Annotated in this window: 15 protein-coding genes; 5 read left to right on the top strand and 10 right to left on the bottom strand. The window is 50.4% G+C overall.

Annotation, left to right across the window (positions count from 1 at the left end):
- Positions 1 to 20: 20 nt before the first annotated feature.
- The 7 genes from R70723_RS12615 to R70723_RS12585 form a co-directional block, all read right to left on the bottom strand.
- A complete protein-coding gene (locus tag R70723_RS12615; protein ID WP_052421296.1) occupies positions 21 to 809 on the bottom strand; it encodes a hypothetical protein in 789 nt (262 codons plus the stop codon).
- Between the two features lie 26 nt (positions 810 to 835).
- Positions 836 to 1,420, bottom strand: a complete 585-nt coding sequence (locus R70723_RS12610) for a DJ-1/PfpI family protein (protein ID WP_039872437.1) — start codon at positions 1,418 to 1,420, stop codon at positions 836 to 838.
- Positions 1,421 to 1,548: 128 nt separating this feature from the next.
- Positions 1,549 to 2,295 (bottom strand): type I methionyl aminopeptidase, encoded by a 747-nt coding sequence (gene map / locus R70723_RS12605; protein WP_039872436.1) that lies wholly within the window; start codon positions 2,293 to 2,295, stop codon positions 1,549 to 1,551.
- The gene (locus R70723_RS12600; protein ID WP_156123812.1) at positions 2,292 to 2,852 is read right to left on the bottom strand and encodes a hypothetical protein; all 561 of its coding nucleotides are present in this window, start codon (positions 2,850 to 2,852) and stop codon (positions 2,292 to 2,294) included. Before R70723_RS12600 ends, map begins: the two co-directional genes overlap by 4 nt.
- Positions 2,853 to 3,106: 254 nt before the next feature.
- Positions 3,107 to 3,736 carry an SGNH/GDSL hydrolase family protein gene (locus R70723_RS12595; RefSeq protein WP_039872431.1) on the bottom strand — a complete coding sequence of 210 codons (630 nt, stop codon included), beginning with the start codon at positions 3,734 to 3,736 and terminating at the stop codon, positions 3,107 to 3,109.
- Positions 3,737 to 3,891: 155 nt separating this feature from the next.
- The gene (locus R70723_RS12590; RefSeq protein WP_039872429.1) at positions 3,892 to 5,070 is read right to left on the bottom strand and encodes an NAD(P)/FAD-dependent oxidoreductase; all 1,179 of its coding nucleotides are present in this window, start codon (positions 5,068 to 5,070) and stop codon (positions 3,892 to 3,894) included.
- 52 nt (positions 5,071 to 5,122) lie between these two features.
- A complete protein-coding gene (locus R70723_RS12585; RefSeq protein ID WP_039872427.1) occupies positions 5,123 to 5,566 on the bottom strand; it encodes a DUF1641 domain-containing protein in 444 nt (147 codons plus the stop codon).
- Between the two features lie 321 nt (positions 5,567 to 5,887).
- Between R70723_RS12585 and R70723_RS12580 the strand changes: the two genes are divergently transcribed.
- Positions 5,888 to 6,505, top strand: coding sequence for a nitroreductase family protein (locus R70723_RS12580; RefSeq protein ID WP_039872425.1), 618 nt, complete (start codon positions 5,888 to 5,890; stop codon positions 6,503 to 6,505).
- Between the two features lie 70 nt (positions 6,506 to 6,575).
- Here R70723_RS12580 and R70723_RS12575 read toward each other — a convergent pair whose 3' ends face one another.
- Positions 6,576 to 7,427 carry a LysR family transcriptional regulator gene (locus R70723_RS12575; protein ID WP_039872423.1) on the bottom strand — a complete coding sequence of 284 codons (852 nt, stop codon included), beginning with the start codon at positions 7,425 to 7,427 and terminating at the stop codon, positions 6,576 to 6,578.
- Positions 7,428 to 7,545: 118 nt separating this feature from the next.
- On the opposite strand from R70723_RS12575, the gene R70723_RS12570 reads away from it, so the two are divergent.
- A complete protein-coding gene (locus R70723_RS12570) occupies positions 7,546 to 8,286 on the top strand; it encodes an SDR family NAD(P)-dependent oxidoreductase (protein WP_081957362.1) in 741 nt (246 codons plus the stop codon).
- A 57-nt stretch (positions 8,287 to 8,343) separates the two neighbouring features.
- The gene (locus R70723_RS12565) at positions 8,344 to 8,799 is read left to right on the top strand and encodes a DUF3888 domain-containing protein (protein ID WP_231574877.1); all 456 of its coding nucleotides are present in this window, start codon (positions 8,344 to 8,346) and stop codon (positions 8,797 to 8,799) included.
- Positions 8,800 to 8,883: 84 nt separating this feature from the next.
- Here the strand turns inward: R70723_RS12565 and R70723_RS32055 are convergent, their stop codons facing one another.
- Entirely contained in the window at positions 8,884 to 9,507 is a 624-nt protein-coding gene (locus tag R70723_RS32055; RefSeq protein WP_052421295.1) for a hypothetical protein, read from the bottom strand.
- 709 nt (positions 9,508 to 10,216) lie between these two features.
- On the opposite strand from R70723_RS32055, the gene R70723_RS32560 reads away from it, so the two are divergent.
- Positions 10,217 to 10,930 (top strand): hypothetical protein, encoded by a 714-nt coding sequence (locus tag R70723_RS32560; protein ID WP_156123811.1) that lies wholly within the window; start codon positions 10,217 to 10,219, stop codon positions 10,928 to 10,930.
- 40 nt (positions 10,931 to 10,970) lie between these two features.
- Here the strand turns inward: R70723_RS32560 and R70723_RS12550 are convergent, their stop codons facing one another.
- Positions 10,971 to 12,224, bottom strand: a complete 1,254-nt coding sequence (locus R70723_RS12550) for a purple acid phosphatase family protein (RefSeq protein WP_039872419.1) — start codon at positions 12,222 to 12,224, stop codon at positions 10,971 to 10,973.
- Positions 12,225 to 12,737: 513 nt separating this feature from the next.
- On the opposite strand from R70723_RS12550, the gene R70723_RS12545 reads away from it, so the two are divergent.
- Positions 12,738 to 13,841: a PRK06851 family protein gene (locus R70723_RS12545; RefSeq protein ID WP_039872417.1), complete on the top strand. Its 1,104-nt coding sequence runs from the start codon at positions 12,738 to 12,740 to the stop codon at positions 13,839 to 13,841.
- The last annotated feature ends 53 nt before the right edge of the window (positions 13,842 to 13,894 follow it).

The following is a 13,894-nucleotide window of genomic DNA, read 5'->3' as shown; positions in this document are numbered from 1 at the left end:
GCAACTATAATAGTTACATTTTAGACAGTTGTCAATCCTGCAAGCAGCTGCTGAACCTGCTCCGGATATTTTTTGCTGAGCCGCGCTTTGCCCAGATTTGCCTTCACCAGCCGGAGTATCCGCGGATCTCTGCTCTCAATCAGCCTGCGCAGCATGGCAAAGCCGGCCTCCGGTTCAGCGGCTGCAAACAGGCTCAGACAGTATTCCAGACCCTTGGACAATACCCGGAAATGCTCAGGATCGCAGCCGGCAGTCTTCCCCTGCAGAATAGCGTCCGTAATTTCCTCAGCCAAATCCAGACAATACAGCACTTGGCTGCGGGATTCGAGCAGCGGCGGATGAGCCAGGCCGGCCAGAAAGGCACGCTGCTCCAGAACAGAGGCCTCAGGTCTCCAGCTGTCCAGCAGCTCCTGCAGCAGGGAGAAGTCATTCTCTCCTATGAGTTGCAATCCGATTGCAGCCGCCTCACGGACCCTCCATCCCGAATCGTTCATAGCCGTTCTGAGAATTCCCCGGATCTGCCTGCGGTGCTCGTTGTCCGCGTAGCTGTAGTGGGCAGCGCAAGCTTGAACAGCACAGAACGGCAGGTATTCGCCGGGCTCTCCGGCCCATTTTATGATCAGCGACCATGCTGTACCGGTAATTTCCGGCTTACTATAATACCGGGCAAAGCGTGCAGCCAGTGCCAGATTAGCTCTCGGTCCGGGCAAACCGCTATTCTGCAGTAAATATTCCTCCAGCTGCTGCCCCCCGTCACTAGACTGGAGCCAGTCCTGCAGTTGTTCAAGCTTGTCTTCTTTTTTGTCCACACTACTCCCACCCATTCAGAGAAATTTTATTGCCGCTGCACGATTCCTTGTGTCACATACGGGTAATCAATCTGCTGCTTCACCGTGAGCATAGCTTCATCCCCAGCCAGCATTGACAGCATGTACAGCCCCAGGTCAATGGATGCGGAGACACCGCCTCCAGTAACAACGCTGCCGTCCTGAACGATCCGCGCCTTGACCACATTGGAGCAGTAAGGTGCAAGCAGCTCATAGGCTGACGGGTGTGTAGTTGCACTACGGTTCTCCAGAAAGCCGGCAGCACCAAGCAGCAGCGAGCCGGTACATACGGAGATTTTATAGGGAACCCCGGCCGCCCCCTGTAGCCAATTAATGAAATCAGCATCAGACCGCAGCTTCCTCGTCCCCAGCCCGCCCGGCACAAAAATCAGATCATACTCCGATAAGTCCGGCTTAATCCGGTTTATTTTGACCGTCAACCCCAATTCATCCGTTATTTCCTCACGCAATCCGCAAATATCCCATTCCAGGCCTTGTCCAGCATCAAACTGCCCAAGCCGGTAGATCACATCGTAAAAGCCGGCGAAATCCAGAAACGTTACTCCGTCAAAAAGAATAAAGGCCATTTTCATCGCAGCGTTTCTCCTTTTCTCCCATATAATAAGGGCGGCCCCGGACAGCCAATTGCCTGACTATTAACCGGTGCAGCCCTCATTCCCTCTGAATATTTTGCTTAGCGTACTGTGCAGTCCGTTGCTTCTTAAGCGCTCGTAAGGATAATCGGCTTGCCCTTGGTCACGATAATGGTATGCTCAAACTGGGCAACCCGGCTGCCTTCACCGACACTTAAGGTCCATCCGTCACTCTGCTGCTCCGCAAAGTCCGCTCCGGTACTCAGGAAAGGCTCCACAGTAATAACCTGCCCCTCCTTCAGCACAGTCTGTACGCGCGGATTATAGAAGGGTAAAATTTCAAACGGCTTCTCATGCAGCGCCCTGCCGATTCCATGGCTGCACAGGTTACGGATTACTTTATAGCCGCGTTTACGGGCTTCCTGCTCCATCACCCGGCCGATCTCATTGACCCTCATCCCGGCCCGCAGATGATTAATGACAGTCATCATGGTCTCTTCTGTACTGCGGCACAGGTGAATGAGCTTTTCATTATAGGGGGGAAGCTGAAAGGAAACTCCCGCATCTGCATAATAACCGTTCAGCACTGCCGAGACATCAATATTAATCAGATCTCCAGGCTGGATAACCTTCGGGCCGGGAATACCGTGCGCCACTTCGTCATTAATACTGATGCAGGTGCTGCCCGGAAAATCATACGTTACCCGCGGTGCTGATTGTGCCCCGAAACGCTCCAGCAGCTCTTCCCCGATCTTATCAAGCTCTGCGGTTGTCATCCCGGGAGCTACACTGCGCTTCATCTCCGCGATGGTATAGCCAACCACCTTGCCTGCTGCCTGCAGGCCCTGCAAATCCTGTTCGTTATCGCTGGTCATCCGTCCACTTCCTTCTGCTGTATAAGCTGCTTTACTTTTTTAAATGCGTTCCAGCGGTATGTATTAACCACCTGCCGGCCGAGCGAATTGTCATAAAAGGCGGTTTTGAAGCCGTCTGCGGTTTCATCCAGCTTGACTGAATACCTTTCGGGAACAGTAATGAATAGTTCAGGAGTACTGTCAACCGGTAGCTCTTTAATAGAATAATCTTCACTGATTGTAAAAAGCTTAAATACATTTCCATTACTTGAACCGTATTGACCAATTGTAAAATCCGGATTGCCGTCACTGTTGTAGTCACCGAATTCAATCAAAAACAAGTCATTGAATACCAGTTCTTCATTATATTGATCGCTCAACGGAAAAGTGTGCAAAAGCCTCCCGTCATCAGCGCTAATGCTCAGCCGGAACTGTCCGCTCCAGCTTCTGCCTGCAAACGGTGAAGGGGCATTCCAGTCCTCCCTGTATGTGCCCTGGACCAGCTCCAGGCTCAGAACCCCCGGTTTGCCGGCCGCCTGAAACAACGAATTGCGAGATATCGTAAAGGGACTCTCCACATTAACCGCCGCCGGATCACTAATATAACTATTATCATTAGTACAGCCGGCTAACAAAGCTGCCAGTAACATTGGTACAATAAGCTGAAACCTCCTGATGGGCTCCACCTCCATGTCCATATGCATCCACTCATTATAACAGTCTAGTGCAGCATAATAAAATACTCACAGAAAAAGCCGGGCCGGAGAGCCAAAAAAAGACCGGTCCGCATACACCTTACGGATCAGTCTTCTGTCTCCCGCTGTTGTCTGTGCTAGCTGATGGCGCCGGCCGCTTTAAGCCAGGCTTCTGCAATAAGTGCATGCCCGGCCGGCGATGGATGTACACCGTCTCCTGCCCAGTAAGCAGGCTCCGCCTGCACCGCTGCAGCCGCAAACAAGCCGTCAAGCGGAACAAGCGCCGCACCGTATTCCCGCGCCAGCGCGCGTACCACATGGATCTTGGGGTCAAGATCCACACGCCAGCCCTTTCGGTCTTCCGGTACCGGCAGCACAAAGGGCTCAATCAGCACAAGACTGGCATGGGTTGCCGCTTTGGTACGCTCTATCAAATCCCGGTAAGCGGATTCAAATTCCTCTGCTGTAGTCTCGAAGCCCGAGTCATACCAGCGCCAGGTATCATTAACTCCAATATATATGGATACCCAGTCCGGCTTCAGTGCCAGGCAATCCCGGTCCCAGCGGTTCTGCAGATCCGTTACCCGGTTGCCGTTGATCCCGCGGTTATATACAGTCAGCTTCTTCTCCGGATACAGCAGCCCCAGGCGTGCGGCAGCCATCAGGGCATAGCCGCTGCCCAGCGAGGCAGCATCACTGTAATTACGTCCGCAGTCTGTAATACTGTCACCAATGAATACAATCACGTCATTATCCTTGAATGCCATTCTTTAAATCCTCCCATGCGAAACCAGAATAATATAAACAAGGCTATTATAGCAAAGGGAAGGAAATAGTACAGCGGATTATTTCCATTATTTAATAGCAAGCAATTATTATGTAAAAAAATAAAACCCCCTCCAGTCGGAGGGGATTAAATGAATTAATAAGCGAGACTGAACAGGCCTTTAATATGAGTCAGGTAACGGATATTACTCGCTTCCTTCATCATGGTTGCCGGCAGCCCCTTAAGCGGAGTCGAGCTGCCGCCGATGATGGCTACGCCATCCTTACGGCCAAGGCTCGCAAGTGTTCCGGAGTTAATCGGGCTGAAGGTTTCCATGGATTTGTTGTTCAGCAGAGCATACAGATTGTAGCCGATCAGCTCACCCATCTGCCAGGCAATCTGTGCAGTCGGCGGATTTGGACGGCCGTCCGGCGCGAAGTGAACCGCGCTGTCTCCAGCAACGAACACATCCTTATGCGAAGCGGACTGCAGGAAATCATTAACGGTCGCACGGCCGCGGTTAACCTCAAGGCCGGATTCCCCGACCAGCGGATTGCCCTGGACGCCACCGGTCCATACAAAGGTGTTGGCAACGATTTTTTGACCATCCTTAAGATCAATCGTGTTGCCCTCAACATTCGTTACAGGCAGTCCGGTCAGGAACTGTACACCGCGTGCTTCAAGGCTTGCGGTAGCACGCTGGATCAGGTGATCCGGCAGTACAGGCAGAATCTTAGGCCCTGCTTCAACAAGCAGCAGCTTAATTTCCTTCTGGTCTACGCCATAACGCTTGGTCAGCTTAGGCAGAACATCGGCAATTTCACCAACCAGCTCCACGCCGGTAAGTCCGCCGCCGCCGATCAGGATAGTTGCATCCGCAGAGTTTTTACTTTTTGCGTATTCTGCGATTTTGCCTTCGATGTGGGCGTGGATGTTTTTGGCATCCTCAGCCGACTTCAGCACCATGCTGTATTGCTCAAGACCCGGAATACCGAAGTAAGCCGTGGTGCTGCCAAGACCGACAACAAGTGCGTCATACGATAGGGTTGATCCGTCAGACAGGCTGATCTGCTTGCTGTCCACGGAGAAGGATTTCACCTTGGCAATCTTCAGGTCGATATCTTTACCGGCAAACAGCTTTGCCAGCGGCATGGCGATTGCCTTTTCCGAGATGCTTCCGGCAGCCAGACGGTGAAGCTCTGTAATAATCTGGTGAGTCGGGTACTGGTTCACTACAGTAACTTTTGCTTCAGCCTTGCCCATATATTTACGCACAGTCAGCGCGCTCAGCAAGCCGCCGTATCCTGCACCTAGAATTACGATATGTTTTGACATTCTTATTCCTCCGTCCATACGTGTGTATACGTTTCTTATTAATAAGCTACAGTTATTTCTGCGGGCTGCGTTCGCCGCTGACCTGCAGATAGGCGTTCACGAAGCGGAGCATTTTCTGCACCTGAGGATCCTTGAGCATCTTCATCATGCCGAACAGGCTGATATTCTCCGTACTGGCCTCGGCGCGGTCCTTAGCTTCGATAACATTAGCGGCCATGTTCTTAACCGACCCTACAACAGGCTCGGCAATTTCCTTGATCGCTCCCACAGTGTCATTCTTAAGCACATCATCCGTTGCAACCGCCTGGACAAAATCAAAGGATTTCGTTAATACTCCGGCCAGCTGGGTGAGCTTAGGCAGCTCCTCTACCAGCAGTACGAGTGACTCCTGAACCTCCGGCTTTAGCAGCTGCTCCAGCAGGTCCTCCTTGGATACCTTTGCTGCGGCCGCTTTTTCTTCCTGTTCAGGCAGGGTTTGCGTAGTTGTTTCTGACATATTAGCCTCTCCTTCACATTGACATACCTGCTTAAAAATTTCTAACTCACAAAGTCAGTGTGCCTATTATACCACCGTTCTTGTTAAATATGTCACAAAGTTTTACCCATTTAGCTTTGTTTTGTGATAATAATCACTTCTTTAATGTCTTTTTCTCGAATTTACTTCTTTTTAATAAATTTTTTTATAAATTCATGTTTAATATCATTGACGATCCACAGTAGCCGTGTTATCTTAAGCAAGTAACCAATTGTAAGTACATTATAAAACATCAGTTATTGATTTTTATTAACCAATACATAAGCTAACGGAGGCATAATCATGAGTACCTTTTCAGAATTAGTCCAAGCCCGCAGATCCGCCATGAATTTCGTTGAAGGTGTTGCTATTTCGAAGGCAGAGCTGGAGGAAATGTTCTCGCTGGCCCGTCTCGCCCCATCCAGCAACAATCTGCAGCACGCCCACTACAAGGTGGTTACCGATCCGGCTGTCAAGGAACAGCTGCGCAAGGACGCCTACAACCAATACAAGGTACATACCGCCTCAGCCGTCATCCTTGTATACGGAGACAAAAATGCTTATCTGCAGGCACCGGAGATTTACAGCGGCCTTAAGCTGCTTGGTGCGATGAGCCAGGAGGAATATGACGATACCATCCAGTCCATTAACGATGCCTATGCCGGCAACGAGGCCTTCCAGCGCGATGAAGCTATCCGCAACGCCTCCCTGTCAGCCATGCAGTTCATGCTGATTGCCAAGGATAAAGGCTGGGATACGTGCCCGATGATCGGTTTTGATCCCGCGGCGGTTAATGCGACTCTCAAGGTGCCTGACAACCTGATTCCGGTCCTGATGATCACAATTGGCCAAGACAACAAGCATAAGATCAGACCGCGCGGCTACCGCAAGCCGGTGAACGAATTCGTGGAATTTATCTGAATGCGCATAAAAGCCCTCCGTCAGCATTTGGCGGAAGGCTTTTTTTGTCATATAATCCGCCCGGCAGCTATCAGGCTTCAAGGTGGGCCAGCTCCAAAAAACGGATGAATCTATGTAAAGCCGGCGGCTGCTGTTTACGGCGTCTGATTACAAAACGGATTGTCATTTTATCAGGCAGCTCCTCAAAACGGACAGAATGCAGCTCCTTTCGGCTATCGGCAACTTCTGCGGGAAGGATACTGATCCCAAGCCCTTCATTGACTGCCTGGAGAATGGACTCAAGCGAATCGAATTCCAGCACTGACCGGTCCGGCTGCTCTTTTTGACTGAACAAACCGAGCAATTTCCTTCTGTACACACATTCCGGGTCACTGTTAACGATTAAAGTCTGCATGTGCAGCGGCTTCCCGGGATTCTGCTTAGGAGAAAGGATTACGAGGCGCTCATCATAGGTATACACAGACTCAAACAACACGTTATTGTAAGGCCCGTTTACAAAAATCCCGTCCAGCTCCCCGTAAGAGAGCATTTCCTGCAGCCGTTCCGCACTATTCGTTCTGAGCTTGATATCAATATTATGGTTCTGCAGAAATGAAGACAGCAACCGGGGAATACGGATAGCGGCAACAGTCTGGGGAGCGCCGATAGCCAGCGATTTTTTCCACTTTACGGGATTTACAGAAGACCGGGCTTCCTCCATTAAAAGCAAAATTTGATTGGCGTAACCAAGCAATTCACTTCCCTCTTTAGTCAGTGTCACACCTCTGTTGTTGCGCAAAAATAACCGGACGCCGAGCTCCTCCTCCAGACCTTTTATCCTTTGGCTGATATTGGACTGGACATACCCCAGCTTCTCCGCAGCTTTTGAGACTGACTGCAGCTCTGCAACCTGTTTGAAAATCCTTAAATCCTGACTCTCCACAACCTAAAACCTCCGCTGATATCATTTCAAATGATACCCGATTCACTTTTCCGAATTATACCGCACCTCCGCACAAAAGTATAATGAACCTGTAAATCTAAAACGGAGATGATTATTGATGGAGCTGCAGGATAAAGTAATCCTGGTTACGGGCGGCGGAACAGGTATAGGCAGGGCTACTGCCCTAATGCTGGCTGCCAGAGGAGCCGTTGTTGCAATAAATTTCAGCCGGTCGGAAAAAGAAGCGCTTGAGACCCTTCATCAGATTGAGCATTTAGGCGGCAGAGGCTGTGCTTATCAGGCGGATGTGGCGAATGAGCAGGAGGTCCAGGCCATGGCTGCCTCCATTGCAGAGGCTTACGGAACGATCGACGGACTGGTTAACAACGCCAGCATTACCGTCCAGATCGGGATGGATAACCTGGATGCTGTGACAGACGAGGTGTGGGATACTCTTTTCAAGGTCAATGTGAAGGGGATGTTCCACTGTGTCAGGGCAGTTGTCCCTTATATGCAGAGGCAAAAATCCGGGGTTATCGTTAATATGGGGAGTGTTGCGGGAATCACCGGAATAGGCTCGTCGATCCCTTATGCAGCTACGAAATCAGCCATCCACACGATGACAAAATCGCTGGCCATTGCGCTGTCACCGCACATCCGGGTAAACAGCATTGCTCCGGGCGCGGTCGGTACCCGATGGTGGTCGGGCAATGAAGAGCGAATGCATCAGCTTGCCGGAAACCTGCCGCTCCGCAGAATTTCCACACCGGAGGATATTGCCGGGGCGGTTATTTTTCAAATAACACAGGATTCTCTTACGGGCCAAGTGCTGGTTATTGATAACGGGCAGACACTGTGAAAGTATTTCTGTGCGCAAACCGGACACCCTACCTTTAACCAGGGGGAGGTGTATTCCGTGAATTGGACACGAATCGTTAGCGTTACGCTTCTGACAATGGTGTTGAGCATATCAGCTCCAATGCCGGTAACAACAGCTGAAGCCACTTATTACACGCCGCTCAGAGACTCAGATGAGCTGAGGCTGCAGGATATGCTTATGAACTTTTTGAACCCTCATATCAATAATGCTGTCCGGGATTATTACCGGCATGTATTACTGGAGGCGCCGCTTGTCTATCCGTATTTCGTTAATATAACCGAATCTGCGCGGATAAACGGGTTTCGCGGTTTCCGGCTGTCAGTAACGCTTGATGTGACACCTGTTGTCGGACCCCACATTCCTGTTGGAGAGGACAGGTTAACGTTCGAAATCTCTGCAGGACCTGAAGTGAAGCTGGTTGACTATACACATCTAAAAAGCTATCCGCTCCCTCCGCACTGGCAGGATATTGTAAAGAAGCCTGTGAGGTGAGTGCTTATCCGTCAGGCTGTATTAAGCAGGAGCTTGTCTGCGAAAAGCATACAGGCAGACGCTCCCGCTCCTGCCCCTCCAATTCTACTTGGCGTAATGCAGGATGGCTACTGCCGCCCGTTCACGCCGGTCTGCATCATCGCTGTTCAGAGCCTCTTTAAGGACGGCAATAGCTTTGGCGACGGTTATTTCATCCACCCGGCTGCGGTTTCCGTCAGCTGCGGAATCTGCCGGGCCCGTCCCTTCAAGCCACAGCTCTATTCTTGCCGCCGGCAATGTCCCGCGGTACCTCGAAACGCTGCTCTCGTCTGCCAGCAGCTCTGCGACCTCCGGATTCAGCGCGCTTTGCGGAATGCTTTTCAGCCAGGTTACCCCGCGCCGGTGGCACCGGCCATCCCCTGCTTTATCATAGGTTTCGTCGTAAAAATAATCACCCAAATCGCCCAGATGCACCCACTGTCCGTCTGCAACCAGTACATAATCCCCATCCTGCATTTCGTGCACGAACAGATTAAGGTTAACAACAGCTGCCTCAAGCTCTTTTCCCTGATAAGCCCCGCTCTTCAGCAGCCTGGCCAGCATCTCCTCCGGGCTTGCACCTTCCAGATCCCCGGTGCCGGGATAGCCGATGCAAATATAGTTATTCTCCAGAAACTCCGCGATCCGTTCTACGCCGAGCGGCGATGCTTTGATCTGAAACAGCTTCATTTATACTCCTCCTCTGTGGGTTCATTATACATGATTTCTAAATAGGCATTACCCGGGTACAGGCCGAGGATACCGAAAAACTAAGAATCAGCCAGAATAATAGCGCTTACAAGAGGATAAACTGAAAAATAGTACCATTTTTAAGGCTTAGCGCTTTTTACAGCCCAGCCCTCCCCGGGTATACTTAAGACATCAACTCAAGGGAACCTTACACCGCTAGAAGGAACGTCTGACGGGCAGCTACACCTTTTCCGCAGCAATCCTGAGCAGCTGTAATCCCTGGGCTTGAGACTATATCTTTGATCCTGACGCTAAAGCTTTCAATCCATCCCCGAACGAAAGGGTATGAGCTTCTTAAAGCTCGAAGGTTACACCGCAGTCCACTCGTGGCAGAGGATGAATTAGAGAAGATTTACCGTGCAGGATAGGCAAATTTACTGCCGCCTCGGACGATTTCTACCCGGCTGAGTTCAAAGAGTGTAGGATAAGGAGTCTGAGCATAACATGGGTATAGTGCAAACAATGTAAGCCTCTATTGTTGATGCAAATCAATGATAGGGGTTTACTTGTGTTTTGGAGACATCTTGCAAGCACTTAGCCATTTCCCGGCAAAACCGGGCTGATATACAGTCACATCATCACCCGCATGAATATCCTGGTTATTATGCCTACGCCTGATACCGGGATAACTATGGACGGGGATGTGATCATGATGAACAGCAAAATCTGGAGAAACAAACAGCCAGTGGTAACGCAGGTTTCTGCCAAAGCTGCACAACGGCCGGTTAGAAGCAGTTTAAGTAACACAGGAGCAAGTAAAAAACGTACGGGCGGCAAGGCAGCGGCAGGGACCGGCTCAACGCGCACAAGAAAGCAGCTGAAGCGCTCAGCCAGCACCACACCTCGTACGGGAAAGCGCATAAAACGTTCAGCCGGCAGCACCTTACGCACAAGAAAACGCCAGAAATGCCCAAACGGCAGCCGAAAGCCTGCAGCCTCTTACATCTACCGCGATCCCTTATATAGCTTCACGCTAAAGCTCCCGCGTTCGTGGAAAAGCTTCACTGCCGTTGCACGCAGCAACAAGCTCGATGATGCAGAATATGGCGTGTTTTTCCGTTTTAAATATAAGGGTAAGGTCTATGATGACGTCCTGAGCCTGCTGGTCTACAAAATGACCCTCAAGCAGTGGCATGACGACGGCTATGATGACTCACCGATTCAATTCCTTGGCACGCGGAACGGACGGATTTATGCTTACACCGTGCCGGGAGAGCTCCCAGAGGAATTCCTCAACGAATCCGGCGACGATTATGATTACAAGAAATACGGCCGACAGATCTCCCTGATGAAACGCATGGTGAACGACGAGGTGCCGCAGATTGTCAAAACCTTCATGCTAAAGCGCTTGACTGTGCGCTAAAGGGCAAAAAACTGCTGAATCCTGTTCAGCAGTTTTTCTTTTAATGAGTAAGCGTAAATAAATCCAGCCTCTTGCCGTCCACATCATAGGCCTCATAAGTCAGCATTTTGCCTCTAACGCTAACACCGGCGAACATCGCCTTGTTATTCTGAAAATGCACGGCATGATAGAACTGGTCTTCTTTCTTCGCATTGAACTTGTTGCCGGAAGCATTCGTCACCACGTAGACTGTCCCCCTGGCCGTACCAGCCGGTTTTTTACTCCCGGTCACAATCTTTCCATTCAGCAGCGGATGTGACCTCGAGTACTCGTGATTATGCCCCTGGAGCACCAGATCCACTTCATATTTATCAAATATATGGGCCCAGTCCTCCACCTTCTTATACCTGTTGCCCCCGTACACGGGACGGTGCATGGCGACGATTTTCCAGGCTTGGTCCGTGCCCGCCAGATCCTTCTTCAGCCACTCGGCCTGTTTGCTCAGATTACTCTCCGTATTCAGCACCGTAATATGCACCGGACCATAGTCAAAAGAATACGTCGTTCCGGCGATCGATCCCTTAGCCCCGTTATCCGGGACGTTGAAGTGTGAGGTGAATCCGGCTGCTTGTTCCTCCACCTCATCGTGATTTCCTGTCACCGGCATCAGCGGGATGCGGGCAACAAGGCTGGTTACATTGCTGAAAAAACGGTTCCAGCCTGTAGAATCCTCTGCTTTCTCTGCAAAATCCCCGTTATGCACAATAAACTGCGCCGCCGGGAAGGTCTCCACTGCCCTGTTCAGCGTCTGCCCCCATACCGCAAAATCCGCCGCCTTTTCCCCTTGCGAATCGGTCACATTGATAAAGGTTACCTGGTCCATATCTGACTCCATAGTGGTGAAGCTGGCTGCAGCAGTCCACTCTCCCTCCTTACCTGAGCCTGCCCTGTAAGTGTACACGGTACCCGCCTCAAGCCCGCTGACCTCCGCTTTATGTATGCCTCTTTTGCCCTTGTCGGTCTTAAACGTTGCATCTGCAGCCTGCACTTTAATTACTGATGCACCTTCAAAAGCAGCCTCATCCCCCTTTACAACCTCCAGCCAGCCGGCTGCAGCAGGGTCCTTGGTATACCAGGTAAAGGCACGGCTGGTTCCCGCGTCTCCTTTGAACGTAGTTACCAGATTGTACGGGGTCCCTCCGTGGGACAATGCAGTCTCTGTACGCTCCGTCTTCAGTCTTTCCAGTACCAGTACGGCTACAATTACCACAATGAGAATAATTCCAATTATGAGTATGTTGTTCAAATGTTTCACCCGGGCTTTCGTACAGCATTTTACTTGGTAACAAACATAGCCTCCCTGGCTCGCAGAAGTCAAGATTTAACACAAACATCTGTCTGTTCCCTTCGCCGGGTTTAGTTAGATAAACATAGATAATACCCAGACGCCGAGCTGTTGGAGGGTTATCTGTTTACTTTTCTGCAGCACAAATCAATTAGTTCGATTTTCGTTACCTAATTTTCTCTTTCCTCGGCTTTTCTAACGATTAGTTGGAAAAACATCACCTAATCCGGGGTTGAAGACCCCTTTTACCGTAAAACACTCGTATTAGCTATCCTTTTTCCAACTAATCTTAGTTACAGGGTTCTTGGTGAAAAAATAGATGGCGTATTTCCACCTAATTTGATTAACTGCTGCAACCACTAAAGCCGGACAAACTTCATTAAGCATTTCTGACACCAGCCTGGCCTCTAGGCACCTCACAAATACCTGACGCATACTGTAGGGTATAGCCTACCGGGCGACAACGTGAAGGGAAGTGGATGTATGACTGCAAGGATTTTAAGATATTTTGCAGGCGGTAATACAGCTATCGGTTTCTTTAATTTGTTCGAATCGAATCTTCGGGGACTCCAGCGGATCTTTATTTTGAAAGGCGGCCCAGGTACCGGAAAATCCTCACTAATGAAGACAATCGGCTCGGAATGGGCGGAGCGGGGATACGATATAGAGCTGATCCATTGTTCATCCGATAAGGATTCGATCGACGCGGTCATTATACCGGCGCTTAGCGTGGGCATTGTTGACGGCACTGCTCCCCATGTAATCGAACCCAAGGCCCCTGGAGCGGTTGAGGAGTATGTGAATCTTGGGGAAGCCTGGGATTCAAGAGCGCTCATTAGTCAAAGAGAGATTATCGGCGAGATTAATCAACGGGTTGCGGATTCCTATAAGGCAGCGTACAGCGGCTTTGCAGAGGCTCTGAAGATTCATGATGAGTGGGAAAAGATTTATTTTGCGCACATGGATTTTAACAAGGCGAATCAATTAACAGCCGGAATGCTGGAGCAGCTTTTTGGTGATACACATCTTACTAAAAGTGCCATCGTAAAGCACCGGTTTCTGGGAGCGGCGACTCCTGCGGGGGCAGTTGACTTTGTGCCTAATTTGACAGAGGGGCTGTCAAACCGGTTCTTCATTAAAGGCCGGGCGGGAACAGGCAAATCCACCATGCTCAAAAAAATCGCCGCCGCCGCAGAGCAACGGGGCCTGGATACGGAAATCTACCATTGCGGCTTTGATCCCCACAGTCTGGATATGGTTATTGTGCGTGAGCTTGGCTTTGCGATCTTCGACAGCACGAGTCCGCATGAATATTTTCCGGACCGGGAAGGTGACGTGATCATTGATACGTATGAAACCCTTGTCGCACCCGGAACAGATGAGCGTTATGCCGGACCGCTTGCTGAAGTAAGCTCCCAATATAAAGCCCAAATGAAGGATGCCATAGCCGCTCTAGCCGAGGCGAAGGTGCACCGGGATCAATTAGAGAAAATCTATGTCACCGCCATGGATTTCCGTGTGGTGGATGAGCTGACGGACCGTATACGTACTGAGCTGTTGGAATGGACTGCTAGCCGGGGAGTTTGATTTATTGAAAGTAAACTAATAGTTTTAAAACTCTGTTTCAACTGCCTGGGCTG

The organism is Paenibacillus sp. FSL R7-0273 (assembly GCF_000758625.1).
Taxonomy (GTDB): Bacteria; Bacillota; Bacilli; order Paenibacillales; family Paenibacillaceae; genus Paenibacillus_AQ.
This window is presented reverse-complemented; position numbering and strand designations above follow the sequence as displayed.